This is a genomic window from uncultured Tissierella sp. (assembly GCF_902479755.1).
Classification (GTDB): Bacteria; Bacillota; Clostridia; order Tissierellales; family Tissierellaceae; genus Tissierella; species Tissierella carlieri.
The window spans coordinates 56,414-77,871 of sequence record NZ_CABSQO010000015.1 but is presented as its reverse complement, the minus strand read 5'-3'; the positions used below and the strand labels follow the sequence as shown (position 1 = coordinate 77,871).

Sequence of the window (21,458 nt, the reverse complement as noted above, 5' to 3'; positions counted from 1 at the left end):
AATAAATTTTATTAAGATATTTTAAACTTGAGTATATTGTTTTATAATGATAGCTTTTTTAAAAGTTAAACATATCATTTTAAAGCGGTATTCAAGTTTATATATAATAAGTAATTTGAAAAGAGGTGAAAAATAATGAACTACACTAAACCAGTTGTTGCTGAAATAACGACTTTTGGTGAACCTCCTAATAGAGGGTGTGCACCATGCAGAGGTAAATAAAGATAGCAATAAAATAATATTGGATATATAAAGAATTAAATTTCTAGTTTGTATACATATTTTTTATCAATAACGATTTAGTAAATATCTCCTTGAGAGCTGTTACTTTTAAATAAAAGGTAGGATGGTAATCAGGGCTTTTTAAAATATATAATCGATTTGATGAAGTTGTATTTCTGTGATATTTTAAATTTATGGTAAAAACATTATATGATTTAGTTGGATTTATTTAACAATATAAACGATAAATATAGCTAAACTGTGGGGGAAGATGTATGATAATTGAAAATAGAAAATACAAGGTAATTGATTATATTCGAATACCTTTAAAAATTGCACCTATGCCTGTGATATGCATGGTGTTATTACGATTTTTTGTTGCTGCTATTCCTAGTCTTCTGGTGTTGGCAACAACTTCATTTGTAGATACAGCCATTGATATTTTTTCAAATGGTAGAGTAATTAGAATTTATTCGCCTTTATTTGCAATTATGGGACTTATTGGATTTTCTTGGATTTCCTCAATATTGTTAGCATTTGTGAACTTAAGACTCGATTTACGAATGAACGAAGTGATGCGACTAGCTGTAGTAAAAAAAAGGAGTCGTTTAGCATATAAGCATATTGAAAATAATGAGACATGGGAATTAATTACAAGAATAGGCAAGGGTCCTTCTGAGCAAATGATAAAAGGATTGAATAATATCCTAAATATCATGGAGTATATAGTAGAAATCACAAGTATTCTATTATTAATTGCTGCACATGTATGGTGGGTATCTATCGCCATTGTAGGAATTTCAGTTCCATTATTCGCACTGGCATTTAAGAGTGGTAAAGTTGATTATGAGGCATTTACAGATGCAGAAAAGTATAGAAGAAGGGCAGATTATTTAAAAGAGGTTCTTTCGTCTAGAGAAAATATTGAAGAACGCGCTTTATTTGGGTATACGAAGGCTATAAATAAAGTCTGGTTTGATAGGTATGAAATCGCACGTAAAATTGAATACGAGGCTGATAAAAAGATATTTATTAGAACGAAAACAGCAAGTATCATAACAACATTTTTATCAATGGTAATTGCATTAGTATTGATTGTACCTGCAGGAAATAGAGTAATCACAGTTGGCTTATATATAAGTTTAGTTACTGCTGCTTTTAATCTTGTGCAAAAGATGTCATGGGAGTTATCTTTTGCAATGAAGGAATATTCTAAAAATAAAATGTATTTAATAGATTTCTCCTTGTTTTCAAGGCTTGAAGAAACTCAAGGTTCAGATGAACTTCCGGATATATCTATACAGGAAATGCCTTATGAGAGCTTAGAATTTATTAATGTACATTTCACTTATCCAGGAACGGATAGAAAGATTCTAAATGGTCTTTCTATGAGGTTAGAGAAAGGTAAAGCGTATGCCTTTGTTGGGAAAAATGGTGCTGGCAAAACGACTATAACAAAGTTACTTACAGGGCTATATGATAATTATGAGGGTAAGATACTAATTAATGGGAAAGATTTAAGAAACTTTACACAAGAACAGTTAAAAGCATATTTCTCTGTGGTATTTCAGGATTTTGCAAAGTATTACGTGACGATTAAGGATAATGTGATTTTAGGTAATTGTGGAGAAAATCATAAGATTGATGAACAAAAAACTTTAGTGGAAAATGCTCTGGACAGTATGGATATGACGGAATCTATTAAAAAGATGCCAAAAGGTATTGATACACCGTTAGGCAAATTAATGAAAGATGGAATAGATTTATCTGGAGGTCAATGGCAAAGGGTTGCTATCGCCAGAAATCTGATAAGTAAGGCGCCTATACATATTCTTGACGAGCCTACTGCATCACTTGATCCAATTAGTGAAAGTAAAGTATACGAATTATTTAGAAAAGTAAGTAAAGGAAAATCAACAATTCTAATTACTCATAGACTAGGTGCTGCAAGAATTGCTGATCAAATATTGGTAGTAGATGACGGGGTTGTTGCTGAATGTGGTAGCCATGATGAATTACTTCAAAAAAACGGTATCTATTCTAATATGTTTAAGGCACAAAGGAGTTGGTATGATGAATAAGGAGCATGTACAAAAGAATATAACAATATGGACTATGTTTAGAAAAGTTTTTCCTCAGATCGTATCCGTTTCACCTAGGCTAGTTACGTTTAACTATATACTCTTTGCTTTTAATGGAGTGTCCATTGCAGCATCAACATTTGGGATGCAGGTATTATTTGATAAGGTAGCTGATTTATCAAATGATAAAGGTACAATAAAAAGTGCTATTTTTGCACTGCTATTTCTGTTTTCAATAAAAGTATTTGAACAAATTACAAATGGACTTGCTAATTTTATAGCTGAGACTTATGATCCTAAAGTACGAGGACAACTTACTAGCACTGTAAATTTGAAAATGAACAAACTAGACCCCATTTGCTTTGAAAATAATGAAATTTTAGATCATATTAATAAATCTTATTCTGGAATAGACTTTGCTATAAATCTTATAAATACAATTATGGATGTAATGTTATTTTATTTCCCATATTTTCTTTTCATGGGCACATATCTATTTTTATTAAAACCGGTGTTAGTAGTATCGTTACTTGTAGTTTTTTTACCTGTTATGTTTACACAGTTCATACGTGTAAAGGTGTTTTCAAAACTGGAAGATAAATCGGCGCCCCTTAGAAGAAAAGGTGAATATTATGAAAATTGTCTGTCGGGTAGGAAGTATGTAAAGGAAACACGTATCTTAGGTGCATGTCCGTATTTTATGGAATTGTTAAAACAAACATTGGTACAGATTAACCACTTGAAGTGGAAGGCGGATATGAAGGTTAATTTGATAGAGCTTAGTACTAAGTTGGCTACACTTATAGGATATATGGGTATTTTATGGATGCTTGTTGATGCATTGATGAATAACGAGATATCTGTAGGTGCTTTTGCTGCAGTTTTTGCTTCTATTGAAAGTATGTTTAATATGATGGAACAAGTTATATGTGGACGTCTAGGATATTATGCAAATAATTTTGGAAAAGTACAAAACTATTTAAGATTTCTAGAGCTTGAAGAAAGAGAAGGATGCGAAAAGGTACAGGAGGAAAGTTTTCATGGAGAGATTAGTTTAGAAAATGTTAGTTTCTCTTATCCTTGTTCCGATATAAATGCAGTGGAAAATGTGAATTTAACAATTCATAGAGGAGAAACAATTGCTGTAGTAGGAGAAAATGGAGCTGGCAAATCTACATTGATTCGTTTGATTACTGGATTGTATCTGCCGCAAAATGGAAGAGTTACGCATAACAATAAATCAACAAAGGAGATTACACCAAGAGTATTGTTTACAGGAATCACAGGTGTATTTCAGAATTTCCAGAGGTATCAGCTTGAGTTATCAGATAATATTACAATCAGTGATATGGAATCTGAGTCAAAAACACAACAAGATATAGATGTGGCTGTTGTGCAATCTGGACTTCGGTTAGATACTGATATTTTTCCAAATGGATATGAGACTATGCTATCTAGAGAGTTTGACGGTGTAGATTTGTCAGGTGGGGAATGGCAGAAAGTAGCAATTGCTAGAGGTGTTTATAGAGACCACGAATTAATAATATTAGATGAGCCTACTGCTGCAATTGACCCTGTAGAAGAGACGAAAATATATGAACGTTTTGCAAAAATCGCAAGGAATAAAACAGCCGTGATAATAACTCATCGATTAGGTTCAGTTAAATTTGCTGACAAAATTGTTGTTATGAAAGAAGGGAGAATTGTAGGGGTAGGAAGCCATGAAAAATTGCTTTTAAGTTGTCTGTTATATAAAAATATGTGGGAATCACAAGCACAATCTTATGCTACAGCTAATACAATATTGTAGTATGTTTTTATTAATGGAAAATTAATATAAAGATAGATTGCCAGTTGCCATTGGCAATGATCTTCTGGGATTATGAATCATTTCATCATCACCATTCACTAAAAAGACATGATGGAAGCCTTGATTACAGACTCTATTATAATCACCCTCATTGTAAGTGGTACGATTTGCAAAACTAGATCATCATATATTTGTGGTAAATATTTACACTATAAAATTCATTTTTAAAATGTGGACATTTAATATTACATTTTTTAAGTTCTTGTGTTTAATAGGTGAAATATTTTTGATTAAGTTATTCTATTTATTTTGAAATTTTTCAATTCTGAATTCACGGACAATGCATTTTTAAGACAATCAATGTTAAGAAATAGTTTTTGCGTTTATACCTTTTATAAATTTATGTTGTTAAAAGAATACTAATTTTTTATTATGATCTTTTAATTTGCATATTTCTATATTTGTTATGTTATTAAATGCCATACTTAACGTATGGCATTTTTATGTAATAAATAGACATTTGTCTATCTATTTTGCATATATAAAATAACAATAATTCTACTAAGGTTGTAAATGAAATCTAATTTCATTACAGCCTTTTAATTTTTTGTAGGAGGTGAGTTTATGCCAATATATTTTTAAAGAAGAGAAGAACAAAAAACAATAAAAAGGAGTCTTAATGTGATAAAAAAATGAGAATTGAAACAAGTAGATTAGTAATTAGACCGTATATCGAGAAGGACTTATTAGAATCTTTTGAATTAACGCAAAATAAACAGCTGTTCAAATATATGGATATGGAAGTTATGTCTTTTGAAGAATATAGAGGTTTATTTAAATGGTTGATTAATTCTTATGAAACTGGTTTTGAGGGAGATTTTAAATATTCTTTTGCAATCTTTTTAAAAGAGACAGGTAAATTTATTGGTTGGTGTGGAGTTGGAATTCTGGATTGCTTCTATCCAGAGAAGGAGATATATTATTTGATTGGGCAAGATTACTGGGGACATGGATATGCTACTGAAGCCATGACTGCATTGATTCACTATTGTTTTAATACAATAGGGCTTCAAAAAATTATTGCCTTAGCAAAACCAGAAAATATGGCCTCAAATAGAGTAATACAAAAGCTTGGATTTAAATTTCAGTACTTTGTTAGTGGTCTACCTGAAGAGTTTGATTTTTACAATGGAGAACCCTATTATTCTCTTACAAAAGAGGAATATTTAAAGATTAAAAAGTAGGTGTATTTAATAATAAGGGAGGAGTAATAATTATGTCTAAAAGTAAAATTACGAGTTATGAAGAGATAAGCTCAAAAAATGTCTTTACAATAGATTGTAAGGATATAGTATTAAGAGAATTTAGATTAGAGGATTTGGATGAGTTATATGATCTTACATTACAGCCTGAAATAACAGATTATTTACCTGATTGAAAATCAACAAAGGAACAGCGTAAGGAATGGTTAATAGATTTTCATATAAAAAGTAATAAAGAATTTTTAGAAACTGTTCCTAATATTCAGAACCAGTTACTATTTTTAGGTATCATATTAAAGGAAACGAATGAGTTTATTGGGTGGTGTTGTACAGGTTTAAAAGATGAATTGCCACCACCCAATAGAGAGATAGCCTATGCTATTTCAAAGAATTATAGATCTAAGGGATATACAACTCAGGCGGCACAAGGATTAATAAGGTGTTTATTTGAAAATACTAATATTGAGGTGCTAAACGCAATAGCGCTAACACATAATATACCTTCAAATAGAGTAATTCAAAAATGTGGATTTAGCTATATAAGTAGTATTGAGATTGAAAATGAAGAATTCCACTATTATAAACTTAGTAAAAGTGAATGGAGAAATAAGAATAAAGAATATTAATCAGATTAGCTTTTCTTAAATAATAAACTTTAAAGAAAAATAGAAGAATATTTATTGAAAAGAGATGATCTTACAGTCTTATTTATTACTCATAAAGTGAACGAAGATTTTACTAAATATTATGATGATATAATAAGATTTGAAGAAGGTAGATTAGTAGCTTTAAACATTAGCTAGAGAATGCTCCAGTCTTTATAGGCTGGAGCATTTCTTTAATATTCGAATAATTTTATATAACGAGTTACAACTATTATAACAGTTATGATACAATGAAATTATAAATAGGAAGGTAATTAGTGAGCCGAAAGGATGGTCCAATTGAAAAAGCGGATACATAAATTGATTGACAGAATTGATAGCCTGGAGAGAGTAAGAAAACTATATATTTTTTTACTTATCTTTTCCATAGCTTCTTTACTGGTTATTTTGAATTATTCTTACATATCTACATTTAAGGATGTAAAAGTATTATATGCCCAATATACTAAAGATCGCATTATAGATATAAAGAAGGATTTTCTTAGGGATTCAGTCAATAATATGATAAATAATATTGAGCAAACACAAGTTGAGATAATGGAAGTAAATAGAAATCGTATAAATAGAGCTACTAAAGTTATAGAAGAATATTATAGATCAGAAAAAGAAGATTTTTTAGAGAAAGTCATTGACTACTTTGATACAGGAACTATCAAAGAGGCTTTCGATATATTTATATTAGATAGATCTACAGATAAAATTTTATACCAGAATAATATAGGCCATATGGAGGATACAAGAGATGTCTATGATTATATTGATGATTTAAAGAAAAAGGCTATAACGTATAATGAAGATGATTATGGAAAATATTATATTTTTTATGGAGTTACTAAAGATTACATAAAACATGCAACTACAGAATCTATAAAGAAACGAATACATAGTGATAGCTTTGAAAATGATGCTTATATTTGGATTAATGAGATTGTGAATTATGATGGTGGAGACAATTATGCCATTCGCCTCATCCATCCAAACTTAAAAGACACAGAAGGTACGTATTTATCTACAAAGACTCAAGATATTGAAGGTAATTATCCTTACCTAACAGAACTCAACGGAATTAAAGAAAATGGGGAAATATATTTTACCTATTTTTTTAAAAAGAAAACACGTGACGAAGTTGCTGAAAAATTAACTTATGCAAAGTTATATAAAGAATATAATTGGATTATTGCAATGGGTGTTTATTTTGATGACATTCAACCTTATATAGATGAAATTTCTGAGGATGGTGATAAAGCTATTTCTAAAATGACTGCATTAGTAGGAGTTTTATCACTTGGATTGATCCTTATAGGAATTTTAATAGTATTAATTTTAGAACATTGGTATTATCAAAATTCTAATAAAGAATTAAGAGAAAAATTAAATATAGATGAACTCACTAAGGCTTTTAATAGGAGAGCTGCCACAAAAAAGCTGCAAGAAACATTTTATTTATTTAAAAGATATAATAATGTTTTTGCCGTTGTTATCTTTGATATAGATGATTTCAAAAAAATAAACGATAGTTACGGACATGATGTAGGGGATAGAGTTTTAAGAAATCTTGTAGAAATCATAAATAAATCTACAAGAAAAACAGATTTTCTTTGTAGATGGGGAGGAGAAGAATTCCTTCTTATTTGTGAAGGGCTGAAAGAAGAACATTTAGATTCATTTACAGATAAGATTTTAAGAGATATAGAAAATTTTGAGTATGAGGACCAAGGCGAAAAATACCATATAACTATCTCAATAGGTGCTTCTTATTTTAATAAAGATGATGAAGATTTTTCATCTGTAGTTAAAAGAGCAGATATGGCCTTATATAAATCTAAGAAAGAAGGAAAGAATAGAGCCACACTTGATATATGATAATATGATTAAAGAAGGATGTGACTAAATGGAATTACAAGGAAGATATAATATTGCCAAGATATTTACTGATAATCTTGAAGACGGAGCAAAGGAGCAAATACTTGATTTGTTAAATCAAGATTTCATCCAGGATTCAAAGGTTCGAATAATGCCAGATGTTCATCAAGGTATGGGTTGTGTAATTGGATTTACAGCTGATATGGGGGATAAGGTGATACCCAATATTGTTGGAGTTGATATAGGATGTGGAATGCTTACTGTAGAACTTAGAGATATAGACATAGACTTACCAAGGTTAGATGATATAATAAACAAAAAGATTCCTTCTGGAAAATCTACACATAATGAAAGAAAGTTTAAATTTGATAAATTAAAGGATTTGTATTGCCTTAGAGATTTGAAGGATACTAAAAGAATTGAAAGAAGTATAGGAACTCTCGGGGGTGGCAATCACTTTATTGAAATCGGAGTAGATAGCAACAACAATAAATATTTAGTAATCCATTCAGGCAGCAGAAACCTAGGTAAGCAAGTGGCAGAGATATATCAAAGACTAGCAATAGATTTATGTAGCGGCAAGGGTGATTATTTTATTAAAAGAGAAGAAATAATTGCTCGCTATAAAGCAGAAGGCAGAAGAAAAGAAATAAAGAAGGTTCTTGAAGAGTTAGAAAAGGACTATGCAGAACTTCAGCCTAAATATCCCAAGGCTTTGTGCTATTTAACTGGGGAGCATAGAGAAAAGTATTTAAATGATATGAGGATATGTCAAGAATATGCAAGTTTAAATCGTGAAGTAATGTCAGATATTATTCTTAAAAACTTACTTGGAAAAGAGCTAAGTGAATTTAACTATTTTGAGACTATTCATAACTATATTAATTTCAAGGATAATATCATTAGGAAGGGTGCCATAGCAGCCTATAAAGGTGAAAAAGTTCTAATTCCTATAAATATGAGAGATGGTTCCATAATCGCCATTGGAAAGGGTAATCCTGAATGGAATTATTCAGCTCCTCATGGAGCAGGAAGGCTTATGAGCAGAAATGTTGCAAAGGAGGCTGTCACTTTAGATGAGTTTAAAAAGAGTATGGAAGGAATTTATTCTACATCCATAAGTGAACATACTTTAGATGAATCACCATTTGCATATAAAGCGATTGAAGAAATATTAAATAATATTACTGAAACTGCTGAGGTCATTGACATAATAAAGCCAATTTATAATTTCAAAGCATAAGAATTAATAAAAGATATTTTTTCATTGACATATTTAATCCTCTGTGTTAATATCATTTTAACAATTTAATAGTATTGCTTATCAAGAGTTAGGGTAGAGAATTAGCTCTATGACCCTACGCCAACCTGCCATTTGGCAAGGTGGTTCTGCTAATGGCGATAAGAGAGATTTCATAGAAAATCGACCTTCTTAGCATTAGCTAAGAAGGTTTTTTAATTACAACTTAATATTTTCTTATCTAGAGAGGTGGAGGGACTGGCCCGATGAAACCCAGCAACAATTTTAAGCTATATAGTTTAAAAAATGTGCTAATTCCTGCGGTGAAAACTGAGAGATAAGAGGCGGAATCTATATCTTTTTGCATTATAAATCCCTTCTTATCTTAGAAAGGGATTTTTTAATTATAAAAAGGAGGATTAGAAAATGAAAAAAACTAGAATTAGTGATTTCCATGTTAACAACTGTCAGGGGAGAGTTTAGAACTTACATGCATGAGGAGGGATATTTAGTTCTGAGAATATTGGAGATATAATAAAAGCTTTTGAAATAGGATTAGGAGGGTAAGACATGGGATTAGTAATTGATATAAATATTTCAGCCATAGATTTACTTAGAAAGGAAAATATAGATATTAATTCTAAAAGTAAATCTGAAGATTTGCCAAAAGTATTAGTATTAAATTTAATGCCAAATAAATTAGATACGGAGTTTCAACTGTTAAAATTACTAGGAAACAGCTTTATAGATATACAGGTAGATTTTTTATATACAGAAACATATAGGTCTAAGAATACAAATCTAAGTTATCTAGAGAAAGTTTATAAAACATTAGGTGAAATAAAAAATATAAATTATGATGGAATGATAATAACTGGCACCCCTTTGGAATTTGTAGATTTTAATGAGATATCCTACTGGAAAGAGTTGAAAGCTATAATAGATTATTCTAATGAGTATATTAAGTCTACTATCTATCTATGTTGGGCAGCAGTAGCAGGATTATATCACAATTATAAGATACCTAGGCATACAACAGATAAAAAGGTAGCAGGGATATTCAGCCATGAGATTGTAAATATAAACTCCCCACTATTTGAGAGATGTGGAGAAAAGATACTTTCTCCGCATTCTAGGTATTTTGAGATTAAAGAAGAAGATATAAAAGATATAGAAGAATTAGAAGTTTTATCAAAATCAAATGATGCTGGGATATACATAGTAGCTGGAAGAAAAGGGAAACAGATATATATTACAGGCCATCCAGAGTATGATAGGTATACTTTATACAATGAATATAGAAGAGATAGAGATAAAGGATTATCACCAGATTTACCTAAGAATTATTTTCCTAATGATGATTTTACTCTAATACCTGAAAATACATGGAGCGGCTATTCGCAAATTTTAGTAGATAACTGGATAAGATATTATTTAATACAAAAGGAGGGGGAAAATTAATGTTGAATATTGGCTTATTAGGATTGGGAACAGTGGGAATAGGTATTGTACAGATACTAGAAGAAAGAAAGAAGTATCTAGAGAAGCTAATAAAACAAGAAATTAGCATATCTAAGATTTTGGTAAAGGATATAGATAAGAAGAGAGATATTGAAATAGATAAAGAGAAACTAACCACCGATATTTACGAAATAATTGAAGATGATAATATTGATATAATTATTGAAGTTTTGGGAGGTTTAGATAACCCATATTATTATATAAAAGAAGCATTAAATAAAGGGAAGGATGTAATAACAGCTAATAAAGCTGTGGTTGCAAAACATCTGGAAGAGTTAACAAATTTAGCGAAAGCAAAGAATAAATCTTTTTTATACGAAGCTAGTGTAGGTGGTGGCATCCCTATTATAAAACCATTAAAAGAGCAGGTAAATATAAACCAAATACAAGAAATAAGAGGCATATTAAATGGAACATCTAATTATATACTGACAAAGATGATATCAGAAAACTTGGATTTCCAGGAAGCATTAGAAACAAGTCAAAGGTTAGGGTATGCAGAGGCAAATCCTACTGATGATATTGAAGGTTATGATACTAGAAGAAAACTTAGGATTTTATCTACTATTGCATTTAAAGACAAGATAGGTGAAGAAGATATTTCATGTTATGGAATTAATAGTATAAACTTTAGTGATATAAAGAATATAAAATCAATGAGTTGTACAGTTAAGTTATTAGGTACAGCAATTGTAAATGATAATAAGTATTATGCTTCTGTGGAGCCAGTTATAATGAGCCAAAATTCTTATTTTAGTAAAGTTGATGATGCAAATAATTTGGTTTCTTTTATAGGAGATAATGTAGGAGAATTAAGATTCTTTGGAGAAGGTGCTGGAAGATTTCCTACAGCTAATGCAGTATTAAGTGATTTAATAGATATTACGTCCAATACCTATCAAAGAAATTGTTCTTTAGAAAATAGTGAGTTAAATAACATTAATCAATTATATCGAGGCAAATATTATATGAGAATTAATGTGAAGGAGGATACCAAGGTTAAAATAGAAAAATATATAATTGATAATGAAATTATAGAAGATATGATTGAAAAGAAGGATAGCATTGCATTTACCACTAAATTGATATCAAAAAAGAAATTAGAAAAATTAATTGATATATTTATGATAGATTCTAAGAATTATTTTGTGGCAAGGCTAGAAGTGTAAAAAAGGACGTGATTTCATGATTGTTCAGAAATATGGTGGTAGTTCAGTAGAAACCACTGAAAAGATTATTCAAGTTTCTAAAAAGATAATTGAAAGAAAGAAATCTACTAAGGACATTATAGTTGTAGTTTCAGCTATGGGAAAGAGTACAAATAGACTTATTGAGTTGGCTAAAGAAATAACTTTGAATCCATTGGATAGAGAGTTGGATGTTTTATTGTCAACAGGAGAGCAACAATCAATAGCTTTACTTTCCATTGCATTAAATAATTTAGGATGCAAAGCTGTTTCATTAACAGGAGTTCAAGGTAGAATAAATACTGTAGGAAACTATACTAGGGCAAGTATAGCAGGCATTGAGGACGATTTAATAAAAAAATATTTAGAAGAAGGAAATGTAGTAGTTATAGCAGGCTTTCAAGGAATTAATGAAAATGGAGATATCACAACATTAGGAAGAGGGGGCTCAGACACCACTGCTGTAGCATTAGCAGCTAAATTCAATTGTCCTTGTGAAATATATACAGATGTAGATGGCATATATTCTATTGATCCCAGAGTATATGAAAATGCCCTTAGAATACCAAAGATAGATTATGATATTGTCTTGGAGATGGCTAGATTAGGTGCTAAGGTAATTGACAAAAGAGCATTAGCATTGGGCAAAAAGTTTGAAGTGCCTATATATATTGGAAATAGTTTCAAAGATGAAATTGGAACAATGATAGGGAGTGATAAGATGGAGGAATTAAAAGTTCTATCACTAGTAGTGGACGATAGCCAAATAGAAGTAAAAATAAAGAATATTCCTAATAAAATAGATAAATTATCAAATGTATTTAAGATATTAGGTAGATATAATTTGGATATTGGAATGACAGAAAATAATTCAATAAATGAAGATTTAAATATTACTTTTACTTGCTCTAAAGAATACATGAGATTATTTTCCACCATAAGAAAGGAGATAGTAACTAATGTAGACAGATTTATAGAGGTGGAAGTTAATGATACTACGAGGATATCTATAGTCGGATCTGGAAGAATAAACCAAGCCAAGATCACATCACAGATATTTGATATGATAAAAGAAACCAGTATAAAATACAAGAAGTTATGTACATCGGAATTAAGTTTATCATATTTTTTCGAGGGCGGAGAGATAAAGGATTTAATTAATAGAATAGCACAGACTTTTAATTTATAATTATTTAATATCACTAGAAATTTTCATATATTTCCTCGACCCTATAGTATGTCGAAATATAGGGAAATAAATCAATTGTAAAGAAAACTTGTGATTGTTATAATTGTATCATACATTCAGAAAATAAAAACAATAGGATACCCTGATGCTATTGCTTTTATGGTCTTCTATAGGGGTCAGTTGTTTAGATAATAATACTTTATATAAGCTAAAGAAAAGGATATAAAAAATTCTTATTTTAAGATAATAGTGATAGAGTTTATATTTTAGCCCTCTTTTGCAGAACTGTTGAATTATTTAAAGATTTAATGATGTTCTGAATAAGAGGGCCTTATATATCTTTTTAGATAAAAAGGAGGGGATATAATGAATGATAACAGCTTAAATGAAACATTTTTGAAAAGAACATCCTACCAATATAATTTCAATGACTATATTGAAGAAACAATATACTATGGAATCGAAGAAATAGAATATAATTGCAAGGAAGATATGGTTAGAGAAAAGACTAAACGTATGGGCAAGGTAGATGGTGATATTACTTATGAAAATATATATGACGAGAAATTCAATTTGATTGAAAAAAGACTTAATAGACATTTTACAGATATAGATGATGTTGTTGTGTATTTGTATGAAAATATATATGATGAGGAGAATAAACTAATAAAGACTATTGAAAAAGATGGAGAGGGAAATTTCCTTGGAACCACTGCTTTTGAATATAGTAATGGACAATTGATTAAGAAAGAGACTAAATATAAAGAAGGATTTTATAAGACAATTAGCTATTATTATGACGAAGAAGGAAGATTATATGAACAAGCAATACTCAATGACGGAGAACTTTTGTATCATTATAATTACAGTATATTGGAAGATGGAAGAATGAGGAGGACTTTGGTTAATCCAGCAAGAGGAAAGTACAAGTGGGAACTAGGATATGGATATGGAGACAAGGATAGCTGTACGGTAGATATATATGAACCAGCATTAACTTTAGATATGATAAAGGAAATAATGGATTATATTATAGGAAACTATAAAGGTATAATCAATTGTGTAATTATAACTATTTTTAATGTAAACTTGCTTTACAGATATGAAAATCCTGAAATATATAATTATTATCGTGATAATTATGGAATTGTAATTCTTGAAGATTTTTAATTGTATCTATGGATAGAAAAGAAGGGAAAGTGATTTAATGAATAAATGGCTGGAAGTTTCAATGGAAGAGGATAGATACGGAAATTGTATAAGTGCAGAAGAAAAGGTAGATATTTATATAGATGTAAAAGAAGAGGATAATTATATACTTCCTGTATATAAGGATAATCACTATATTACCAACACAAATACTTATTTTTATGAAGGACTTCATTATCAGCATAATATATTTTATTATAAAACCATTGAATTAGTATACAATGAAAAAAATGATTTAATTAGAGAAACAACAAAGAATGTAGATGGCAAGATTACAAAAGAAGTATTATGCGACTATAAATTTGATGAATTTGGCAATAAAATATATGAAGCAGTAAGAACTAAGATAGATAATGAGTATCAGGAAGAAAATGAAATAGTATATACATATGATAACAAATATAATGAATCTGGACAATTAATAGAGAATACTAAAGCTGTAAAAGATGGAGAAGCCATATTTATCAAAAAATATAAATATGAGAACAATAGGTTAGATAAGATAGAAACCTATGATATAAATAATATCCTATATGAAACTTCAGAATTTTACTATGACAATAGTGATAGCCATGAAGAAAAGATATTGTCGTTTGGAGAGTTGTCTTATTATAATCAATATACTTTACTTGAGGACAAAAGATATAGGAAGACTATGTTAAATCCAGTTAAAGGTAAGTATAAATGGTCTTTAAATGCAAAAAACATGGGAATGGGAATAGTCAATATTAATATATTTGAACCCATATTGATAGCGGATGTAGTTATAGAAATACTAGAATATTTAACTGAAAGCTATAAAGATAAAGTTGAATCTGTGATAATAAAAAAACATGACAGTATAAATATTGATATATTCAAAGAAGATTTAGAAAGACTGTATCAGGTTTATTATGATAAATATAAATTAGAAATTAAATATTTTTAGTTGAGATAATTTGAATATATTATTTCTCAATAATATTCGCCATATTTCAGTTAATTTAGTGTGTTCCTCATAGCCATAAAAAGTTATGAGGATTTTTATTTATAAAATATTGTGTTAAGTCTAGAAAAAAGGGTATTATATAAATAAGTTAGGCATGCCTAACATTAAAATATTTTGGAGGAAGATTATGAATATAAGCAAAGAAGATTATCTAAAAACCATATATGAGCTTGGTGGAGATAAGGAGCAAGTTAGTAACAAAGATATTGCTAAAGTACTTAAGATATCACCCCCTTCAGTGTCGGAGATGATAAAGAAACTATTACATGATGGATACGTTGAATATACAGTATATCAAGGAATAAAACTTACGGAATATGGAGCTGAAGAAGCTAGGAAGATTAGAAGGAGACATCTTCTATGGGAAGTTTTTCTTGTGGAAAAATTGGGATACGATCCAGAGGAAGTACATGACGAAGCAGAGAAACTAGAGCATGTGACTAATAAGAAACTAGAGGAAAAATTAGATGAATATTTAAATTACCCCAAGGTATGTCCACATGGGTCAAATATAATAAGGGAGGAATAAGTAATGAAAAGAATACTAATTTTAATAATGATTATATCAATGTCAGCGGTTGTTGTAACGGGATGTGGAAATTCAAATAGTGTAACAAATGATGGTAAATATAAAGTAGTTGCTACTACTACTTTGGTTGCAGACCTTGTGAAGTCCATCGGTGGTGAGTATGTAAATGTTCAAGGACTTATGGGACCAGGAGTGGACCCTCACTTATATAAGGCAAGTGCTGGAGATGTTAAATTAATGCAAAATGCAGATATGGTAGTATATAACGGACTTCATTTAGAGGGAAAAATGGGAGATATATTTGAAAATATAGAAAGTAGCAAAAAAATGATTTTAGCAGTATCTAAAGATATTGATGAATCAAATTTTATTGATTTTGTAACGAATCCTGGAAGCTCCGATCCTCACATTTGGTTTGATGTAAAACTTTGGAAAGAGGCGGCAAAAACTGTAGCAGAAGGACTTAAGAAACTAGATGGGGAACATGCAAGTGAATTTGACGCTAACTTGGAAAAGTATTTGGGAGAACTTGATGAACTTGAAGAATATATCCATCAAAGAATATTAGAAGTTCCACAAGAAAACAGAGTTCTTATAACTGCTCATGACGCTTTTAACTATTTTGGCAATGCCTATGGATTTGAAGTTAAGGGGTTACAAGGTATAAGTACTGCATCTGAGGCTGGGACATCTGATGTTAGTCAATTGGCAAAATTTATTGTAGAAAGAAGGATTAAGGCAATATTTGTTGAATCATCAGTTCCAAGAAAAAGTATTGAAGCATTGCAGGAAGCTGTGAAGGCTCAAGGATTTCAGGTGGAAATTGGAGGAGAACTTTATTCAGACTCTACAGGCGATGCAGGAACTGGAGCTGAAACGTATATAGGTACATTTAAGGCAAATATAGATACAATTGTTGATGCTTTGAAATAATTGAGTAACAAGGAGGAAGGAAATATGAATCTTGATTATATAATAGAAGTTGAAGATATGACAGTAGCATATCAAGCAAAGCCGGTTTTATGGGATATAGACCTTAATATCCCAAAATCTGTCTTAATGGCTATAGTAGGACCAAATGGTGCAGGAAAATCCACATTGATAAAAGCTATGCTAGATTTAATAAAACCAGTATCGGGTAATGTACTATTCAATGGTCAAAGTTATAAGTCTCAAAGGAAACATATAGGATATGTACCTCAATCTGAAAGTGTAGACTGGGATTTTCCGGCAAATGTTTTAGACGTAGTTCTTATGGGACGATATGGAGAACTAGGATGGATAAAACGCCCAAGAGAAGAAGATAAAATTAAGGCTAGAGAAGCCTTAGAAAAAGTAAGTATGTCGGAGTTTGCAGATAGACAGATATCTCAACTATCTGGTGGACAGCAACAGAGAATATTTCTTGCAAGGGCATTAGTCCAAGATGCAGATATATATTTCATGGATGAACCTTTTAAAGGTGTAGATGCTAAGACTGAGAAAGCCATAATATCTATTTTAAAGGAATTAAAGGAAAGAGGAAAAACCATAATAGTTGTCCATCATGATCTTCAGACGGTGGAAGAATATTTTGATTGGGTAGTATTGTTAAATACTCAGATAATAGCTAGTGGTCCTGTTGGTGAAGTCTTTACAGATGAAAATCTAAAGAGAACCTATAGAAGTACAGGGCAAATTTTGAAGAGGTAGGTGAGGAAATTGTCAATATTAGATCTTATTTTAACAGATTACACTTTGAGGATCGTATCATTAGGCTCTGCATTTCTAGGAATAATATCTGGCGTATTAGGTAGTTTTGCTGTTATAAGGAAAGAAAGTTTATTAGGAGATGCAGTTTCCCACTCTGCACTACCAGGAATTGCATTAGCGTTTTTAATGACTCAAACAAAAAGAACAGAAGTATTGTTAATTGGAGCATTAATATCAGGGCTATTATCTACATTTATAATCCTCTCTATAGTAAAATATTCGAGAATCAAATTTGATGGTGCCCTAGCATTGATATTATCAGTTTTCTTTGGAGGAGGAATTGTTCTCCTAACACATATCCAAAAGATACCCAATGCGAATCAAGCTGGTTTAGAAAAATTTATTTTTGGGCAGGCATCTACTTTGCTTAAGAGGGATGTTCAAGTTATGGGAATACTAGGAGTAGTTTTAATAACATTAACTATTATCTTTTGGAAGGAATTTAAGATAGTATCATTTGATGCAGACTATGCAGAGAGCCTTGGATTCTCTACAAAGAGGATAACAACATTATTGTTTTTTATGATAGTAACAGCTATTATTATAGGACTACAAACTGTGGGAGTTATTTTGATGAGTGCCATGCTTACAGCTCCAGCAGTGGCTGCCAGACAATGGACAGATAAACTATCTATTATGGTAATTCTATCAGCAGTATTTGGAGCAATATCAGGAATTATTGGTACTGTATTAAGTTCAGTAATTTCAAAATTGCCTACAGGTCCAATGATAGTAATAGTCATAAGTATAATAGTAATAATTAGTCTAGGATTTGCACCTAATAGAGGATTAATATGGAGATACTTTAGAGATAGAAAAAAACAAAGAGAAATAAATGAAGATCAAGTGCTAGTGAATCTTTATAATTTAGCTATGAATCATGAAGATATAAATCATAGTCATGATATTTTCATAATCAAGCCAAATAAATCTATGACTGGGAGAACAGCAAAAGAGCTTATGAATAAACTGGAATCCTTAGGAAATAGGGGGCTTGCTAAGAAAGATTATTTTAATAAATGGGCAATTACTGAAAAGGGTTTAGACTATGTGGAAAATTATTTTAAGAAGGAGGAGTTATAAATGTCACCACAATTAGAGATTCAAATTATATCGGTTATAGTGGCAGTGGCATGTTCTCTTCCCGGGGTATTTTTAGTACTGCGAAAGATGTCTATGATGTCAGATGCCATAACACATACAATTTTATTAGGCATAGTAATCGGATTTTTTATGACGAATAGTTTAACCTCTCCCTTTTTAATAGTGGGAGCTGCCCTTATGGGAGTATTTACCGTATTTTTAACTGAAATGTTAAATAGCACTAAGCTGGTATCTGAGGATTCTGCTATAGGAATAGTATTTCCGTTACTCTTTAGTATAGCTATAATAATCATATCCAGATATGCTGGATCAGTTCATTTAGATACAGATTCCGTACTATTAGGGGAGCTGGCATTTGCACCCTTTGATCGTATGAGAATATTCGGAGTAGATATAGGAGCAAAATCTATGTATTCTATGGGGATTATTTTAATAATAAATCTTTTATTTGTAATAATATTCTTTAAGGAGCTTAAAATAGTAACTTTTGATTCTGCACTAGCAACTGTTTTGGGATTTTCACCTGCATTAATACATTATAGTTTGATGACTATTGTGTCAATAACTGCTGTTGGAGCATTTGAATCTGTAGGTTCTATTTTAGTAATTGCTTTTATGATAGGTTCCCCAGTAACTGCATATCTTCTTACAGATGATTTAAAAAACATGCTCATTCTAAGTGGTCTGATTGGTGGATTAAATGGAATTCTAGGCTATCAACTTGCTTCTGTTTTAGATGTTTCCATAGCTGGTTCTATGGCATTAATGACAGGGATAGTATTTTTGTTGGTATTCATATTTTCACCTAGAAGAGGTCTCTTAACCACTATTAATAGAAGAAAGCGTCAGAGAATAGAATTTGCAGGAAAATCCTTAATGTTTCATCTATATAATCATGAAGGTAAGGAAGATGGAGACTTGGAAAGTGGAATTCATACTATCGAGAAGCACTTACAGTGGAATGAGCAGTTTTTGAAATCAATAATAAAAGAACTTAAAGGAAAAGAAAAGATCTATGTAGAAGATGGCATAATTAAATTAACTGAATCGGGAAGAGAATATGCTATAAGAAGTTATGAGGAGATAATATCTGGATTTGAAACTGGTAAAAAATAAATTATATATAATAAATAACTCATAGGAGGAAATATGATTTTAATATTTGCAGTAGATAATAATTGGAACATTGGATATGATGGAGACTTGCTATATAAAATATCAGAAGATTTGAAGCGGTTTAGAAGGCTTACAGAGGGAAATATTATTGTAATGGGGAGAAGAACATTTGAATCCTTGCCAGATAAAAAAGCATTGCAAAATAGGATAAATATTGTAATCACTAGAGATAAAGAGTATAAGGCAGAGGGTGCAATGGTAATTAATTCTTTAGAATCATTATTTCCCTTATTAAAAGAATTAAATCCCAATGATGAAATGAAGAATTTTATAATAGGTGGAGGAGAAATTGCTAAGCAGACTATTTCTTATTGTAACAAAGCATATATAACTAAGATTTTCAAATCCTTTGAAGATGCAGACACCTTTATTCCAAATTTGGATGTACTTGATGACTGGAAGATAATAAAGGAATCAGAAGTGTATAGGCAAGATGATCTAGAATATAAATATGTAGATTATATTAGAGTTAGGTAAGGGTTCCCCTATGACTATTTAGTTATAGGGGAATTAACTTTAGAAATGAAAATATTGTAATAATAGAGGATTTATTTTTATATAAATATATAGTAGTCAAGGAATAAATTAACTTTAGGGGGATTATATGGGGGGACTCTTAACTTTATCATTGTTTATTATAGGCTTAATAATGATAGTAAAAGGTGGAGATTGGTTTCTAGACGCTACAATTTGGATTGCAGAAAAGACAGGAATCTCTTTTGGAATAATAGGTGCTACTGTAGTCAGTGTAGCTACTACTTTACCAGAGCTTTTTGTTTCTACATTATCAAGTAAAGAAGGTTTTACCGATATGGCAGTAGGTAATGCATTAGGTTCTTATATATGTAATATTGCTTTTATAATAGGAATTTGCTCTTTAATAAAGCCAATAAAGGTTAAAGAGTATTTTTTTGGCATTAAAGGAGCTATGATGTTTGGATATCTAAGTATTTTCTATTATTTTGCGTCAGATGGTATGATTAGTCACAATGAAGGTAGAATTCTATTATTTTTAATTATATTATTTATTTTTATCAATATATTTGATCATAAGAATGAAAACGGAAAAAGAAAGAAAGTACATAAAAAGTCTATTAAAAAAGAAGAAGTATTTATAAATAGTGGTAAATTTGCGTTAGGAGCAATTTTAATTATATACGGTGCACATATACTAGTAGATACTGGAGTAGAAATAGCGAATTTCCTAAGAATTCCTAAGCAGGTAGTGAGTTTAACTTTACTTGCAGTTGGAACATCATTGCCAGAGTTAGTTACAGCTTTGGCAGCTACTATAAAGGGAAAACAAAATATATCTGTAGGCAATATAGTAGGAGCTAATATATTTAATATGACTGTAGTTATGGGAATATCTACTTTAGCTAGTTCTGAAGGGTTAATAATATCAAGGCAAACACTGACCCTAGATGTTCCTATGGCTACAATCGTGGCGTTGATATTTATATTGTCAGGAATAGTTTTCGAAAAGATAGGAAGACCTACAGGAATATTATTATTAGCTTTATATGGAGGCTATCTATGTATTTTATTTTAGCATAATAAAACATAATGAATTAGAGCTACTAGTTATTAGTAGCTTTCTAAAATCAAACTAATTTTTTCAATTATATATAATTTTAAAATAATTATTTACAGAAAATTA

19 protein-coding genes, 1 pseudogene and 2 riboswitches are annotated in these 21,458 nt (G+C 30.4%); all 20 genes and pseudogenes read left to right on the top strand.

Annotation, left to right across the window (positions count from 1 at the left end; translation table 11 throughout):
• Window positions 1-497: 497 nt before the first annotated feature.
• The 20 genes and pseudogenes from RDK80_RS09755 to RDK80_RS09660 all read left to right on the top strand — a co-directional run bounded on the left by RDK80_RS09755 (window position 498) and on the right by RDK80_RS09660 (window position 21,350).
• On the top strand, window positions 498-2,303 hold the full coding sequence (locus RDK80_RS09755) for an ABC transporter ATP-binding protein (RefSeq protein WP_216554564.1): 1,806 nt from the start codon (window positions 498-500) through the stop codon (window positions 2,301-2,303).
• Window positions 2,296-4,113, top strand: coding sequence for an ABC transporter ATP-binding protein (locus RDK80_RS09750; RefSeq protein ID WP_216554562.1), 1,818 nt, complete (start codon window positions 2,296-2,298; stop codon window positions 4,111-4,113). Before RDK80_RS09755 ends, RDK80_RS09750 begins: the two co-directional genes overlap by 8 nt.
• A gap of 692 nt (window positions 4,114-4,805) precedes the next feature.
• Complete coding sequence (locus RDK80_RS09745; RefSeq protein WP_216554560.1) at window positions 4,806-5,357, top strand: GNAT family N-acetyltransferase; 552 nt, start codon at window positions 4,806-4,808, stop codon at window positions 5,355-5,357.
• Window positions 5,358-5,389: 32 nt separating this feature from the next.
• Window positions 5,390-5,551, top strand: a complete 162-nt coding sequence (locus RDK80_RS09740) for a GNAT family N-acetyltransferase (protein ID WP_216554558.1) — start codon at window positions 5,390-5,392, stop codon at window positions 5,549-5,551.
• Between the two features lie 24 nt (window positions 5,552-5,575).
• Window positions 5,576-6,001: pseudogene (locus RDK80_RS09735) on the top strand (GNAT family N-acetyltransferase); the annotation flags it as partial.
• Window positions 6,002-6,055: 54 nt separating this feature from the next.
• Window positions 6,056-6,178: a hypothetical protein gene (locus RDK80_RS09730; RefSeq protein ID WP_276515532.1), complete on the top strand. Its 123-nt coding sequence runs from the start codon at window positions 6,056-6,058 to the stop codon at window positions 6,176-6,178.
• 141 nt (window positions 6,179-6,319) lie between these two features.
• Window positions 6,320-7,903 (top strand): sensor domain-containing diguanylate cyclase, encoded by a 1,584-nt coding sequence (locus tag RDK80_RS09725; RefSeq protein WP_216554555.1) that lies wholly within the window; start codon window positions 6,320-6,322, stop codon window positions 7,901-7,903.
• A gap of 28 nt (window positions 7,904-7,931) precedes the next feature.
• Complete coding sequence (locus RDK80_RS09720; protein WP_216554553.1) at window positions 7,932-9,146, top strand: RtcB family protein; 1,215 nt, start codon at window positions 7,932-7,934, stop codon at window positions 9,144-9,146.
• Between the two features lie 75 nt (window positions 9,147-9,221).
• Window positions 9,222-9,311: riboswitch (SAM riboswitch) on the top strand.
• 66 nt (window positions 9,312-9,377) lie between these two features.
• Window positions 9,378-9,487: riboswitch (SAM riboswitch) on the top strand.
• Window positions 9,488-9,713: 226 nt separating this feature from the next.
• Complete coding sequence (gene metA / locus RDK80_RS09715) at window positions 9,714-10,604, top strand: homoserine O-succinyltransferase (RefSeq protein ID WP_216554550.1); 891 nt, start codon at window positions 9,714-9,716, stop codon at window positions 10,602-10,604.
• Window positions 10,604-11,833, top strand: coding sequence for a homoserine dehydrogenase (locus tag RDK80_RS09710; RefSeq protein WP_216554548.1), 1,230 nt, complete (start codon window positions 10,604-10,606; stop codon window positions 11,831-11,833). The genes metA and RDK80_RS09710 overlap by 1 nt, the downstream gene beginning before the upstream one ends.
• 16 nt (window positions 11,834-11,849) lie before the next feature.
• Window positions 11,850-13,040 (top strand): aspartate kinase, encoded by a 1,191-nt coding sequence (locus RDK80_RS09705; protein WP_216554546.1) that lies wholly within the window; start codon window positions 11,850-11,852, stop codon window positions 13,038-13,040.
• A gap of 366 nt (window positions 13,041-13,406) precedes the next feature.
• Complete coding sequence (locus RDK80_RS09700) at window positions 13,407-14,210, top strand: hypothetical protein (RefSeq protein ID WP_308524159.1); 804 nt, start codon at window positions 13,407-13,409, stop codon at window positions 14,208-14,210.
• Between the two features lie 37 nt (window positions 14,211-14,247).
• A complete protein-coding gene (locus RDK80_RS09695) occupies window positions 14,248-15,177 on the top strand; it encodes a hypothetical protein (RefSeq protein WP_308524158.1) in 930 nt (309 codons plus the stop codon).
• A gap of 187 nt (window positions 15,178-15,364) precedes the next feature.
• Window positions 15,365-15,766, top strand: a complete 402-nt coding sequence (locus RDK80_RS09690; protein ID WP_308524157.1) for a metal-dependent transcriptional regulator — start codon at window positions 15,365-15,367, stop codon at window positions 15,764-15,766.
• Window positions 15,767-15,769: 3 nt separating this feature from the next.
• Complete coding sequence (locus RDK80_RS09685; RefSeq protein WP_308524156.1) at window positions 15,770-16,699, top strand: metal ABC transporter solute-binding protein, Zn/Mn family; 930 nt, start codon at window positions 15,770-15,772, stop codon at window positions 16,697-16,699.
• Between the two features lie 24 nt (window positions 16,700-16,723).
• A complete protein-coding gene (locus RDK80_RS09680) occupies window positions 16,724-17,458 on the top strand; it encodes a metal ABC transporter ATP-binding protein (protein WP_216558168.1) in 735 nt (244 codons plus the stop codon).
• 9 nt (window positions 17,459-17,467) lie between these two features.
• Entirely contained in the window at window positions 17,468-18,601 is a 1,134-nt protein-coding gene (locus RDK80_RS09675) for an iron chelate uptake ABC transporter family permease subunit (protein WP_308524155.1), read from the top strand.
• Entirely contained in the window at window positions 18,602-19,738 is a 1,137-nt protein-coding gene (locus tag RDK80_RS09670; RefSeq protein WP_216558175.1) for a metal ABC transporter permease, read from the top strand.
• Window positions 19,739-19,771: 33 nt separating this feature from the next.
• Window positions 19,772-20,275, top strand: a complete 504-nt coding sequence (locus tag RDK80_RS09665; RefSeq protein ID WP_216558178.1) for a dihydrofolate reductase — start codon at window positions 19,772-19,774, stop codon at window positions 20,273-20,275.
• 127 nt (window positions 20,276-20,402) lie between these two features.
• Entirely contained in the window at window positions 20,403-21,350 is a 948-nt protein-coding gene (locus RDK80_RS09660) for a calcium/sodium antiporter (protein WP_216558182.1), read from the top strand.
• The last annotated feature ends 108 nt before the right edge of the window (window positions 21,351-21,458 follow it).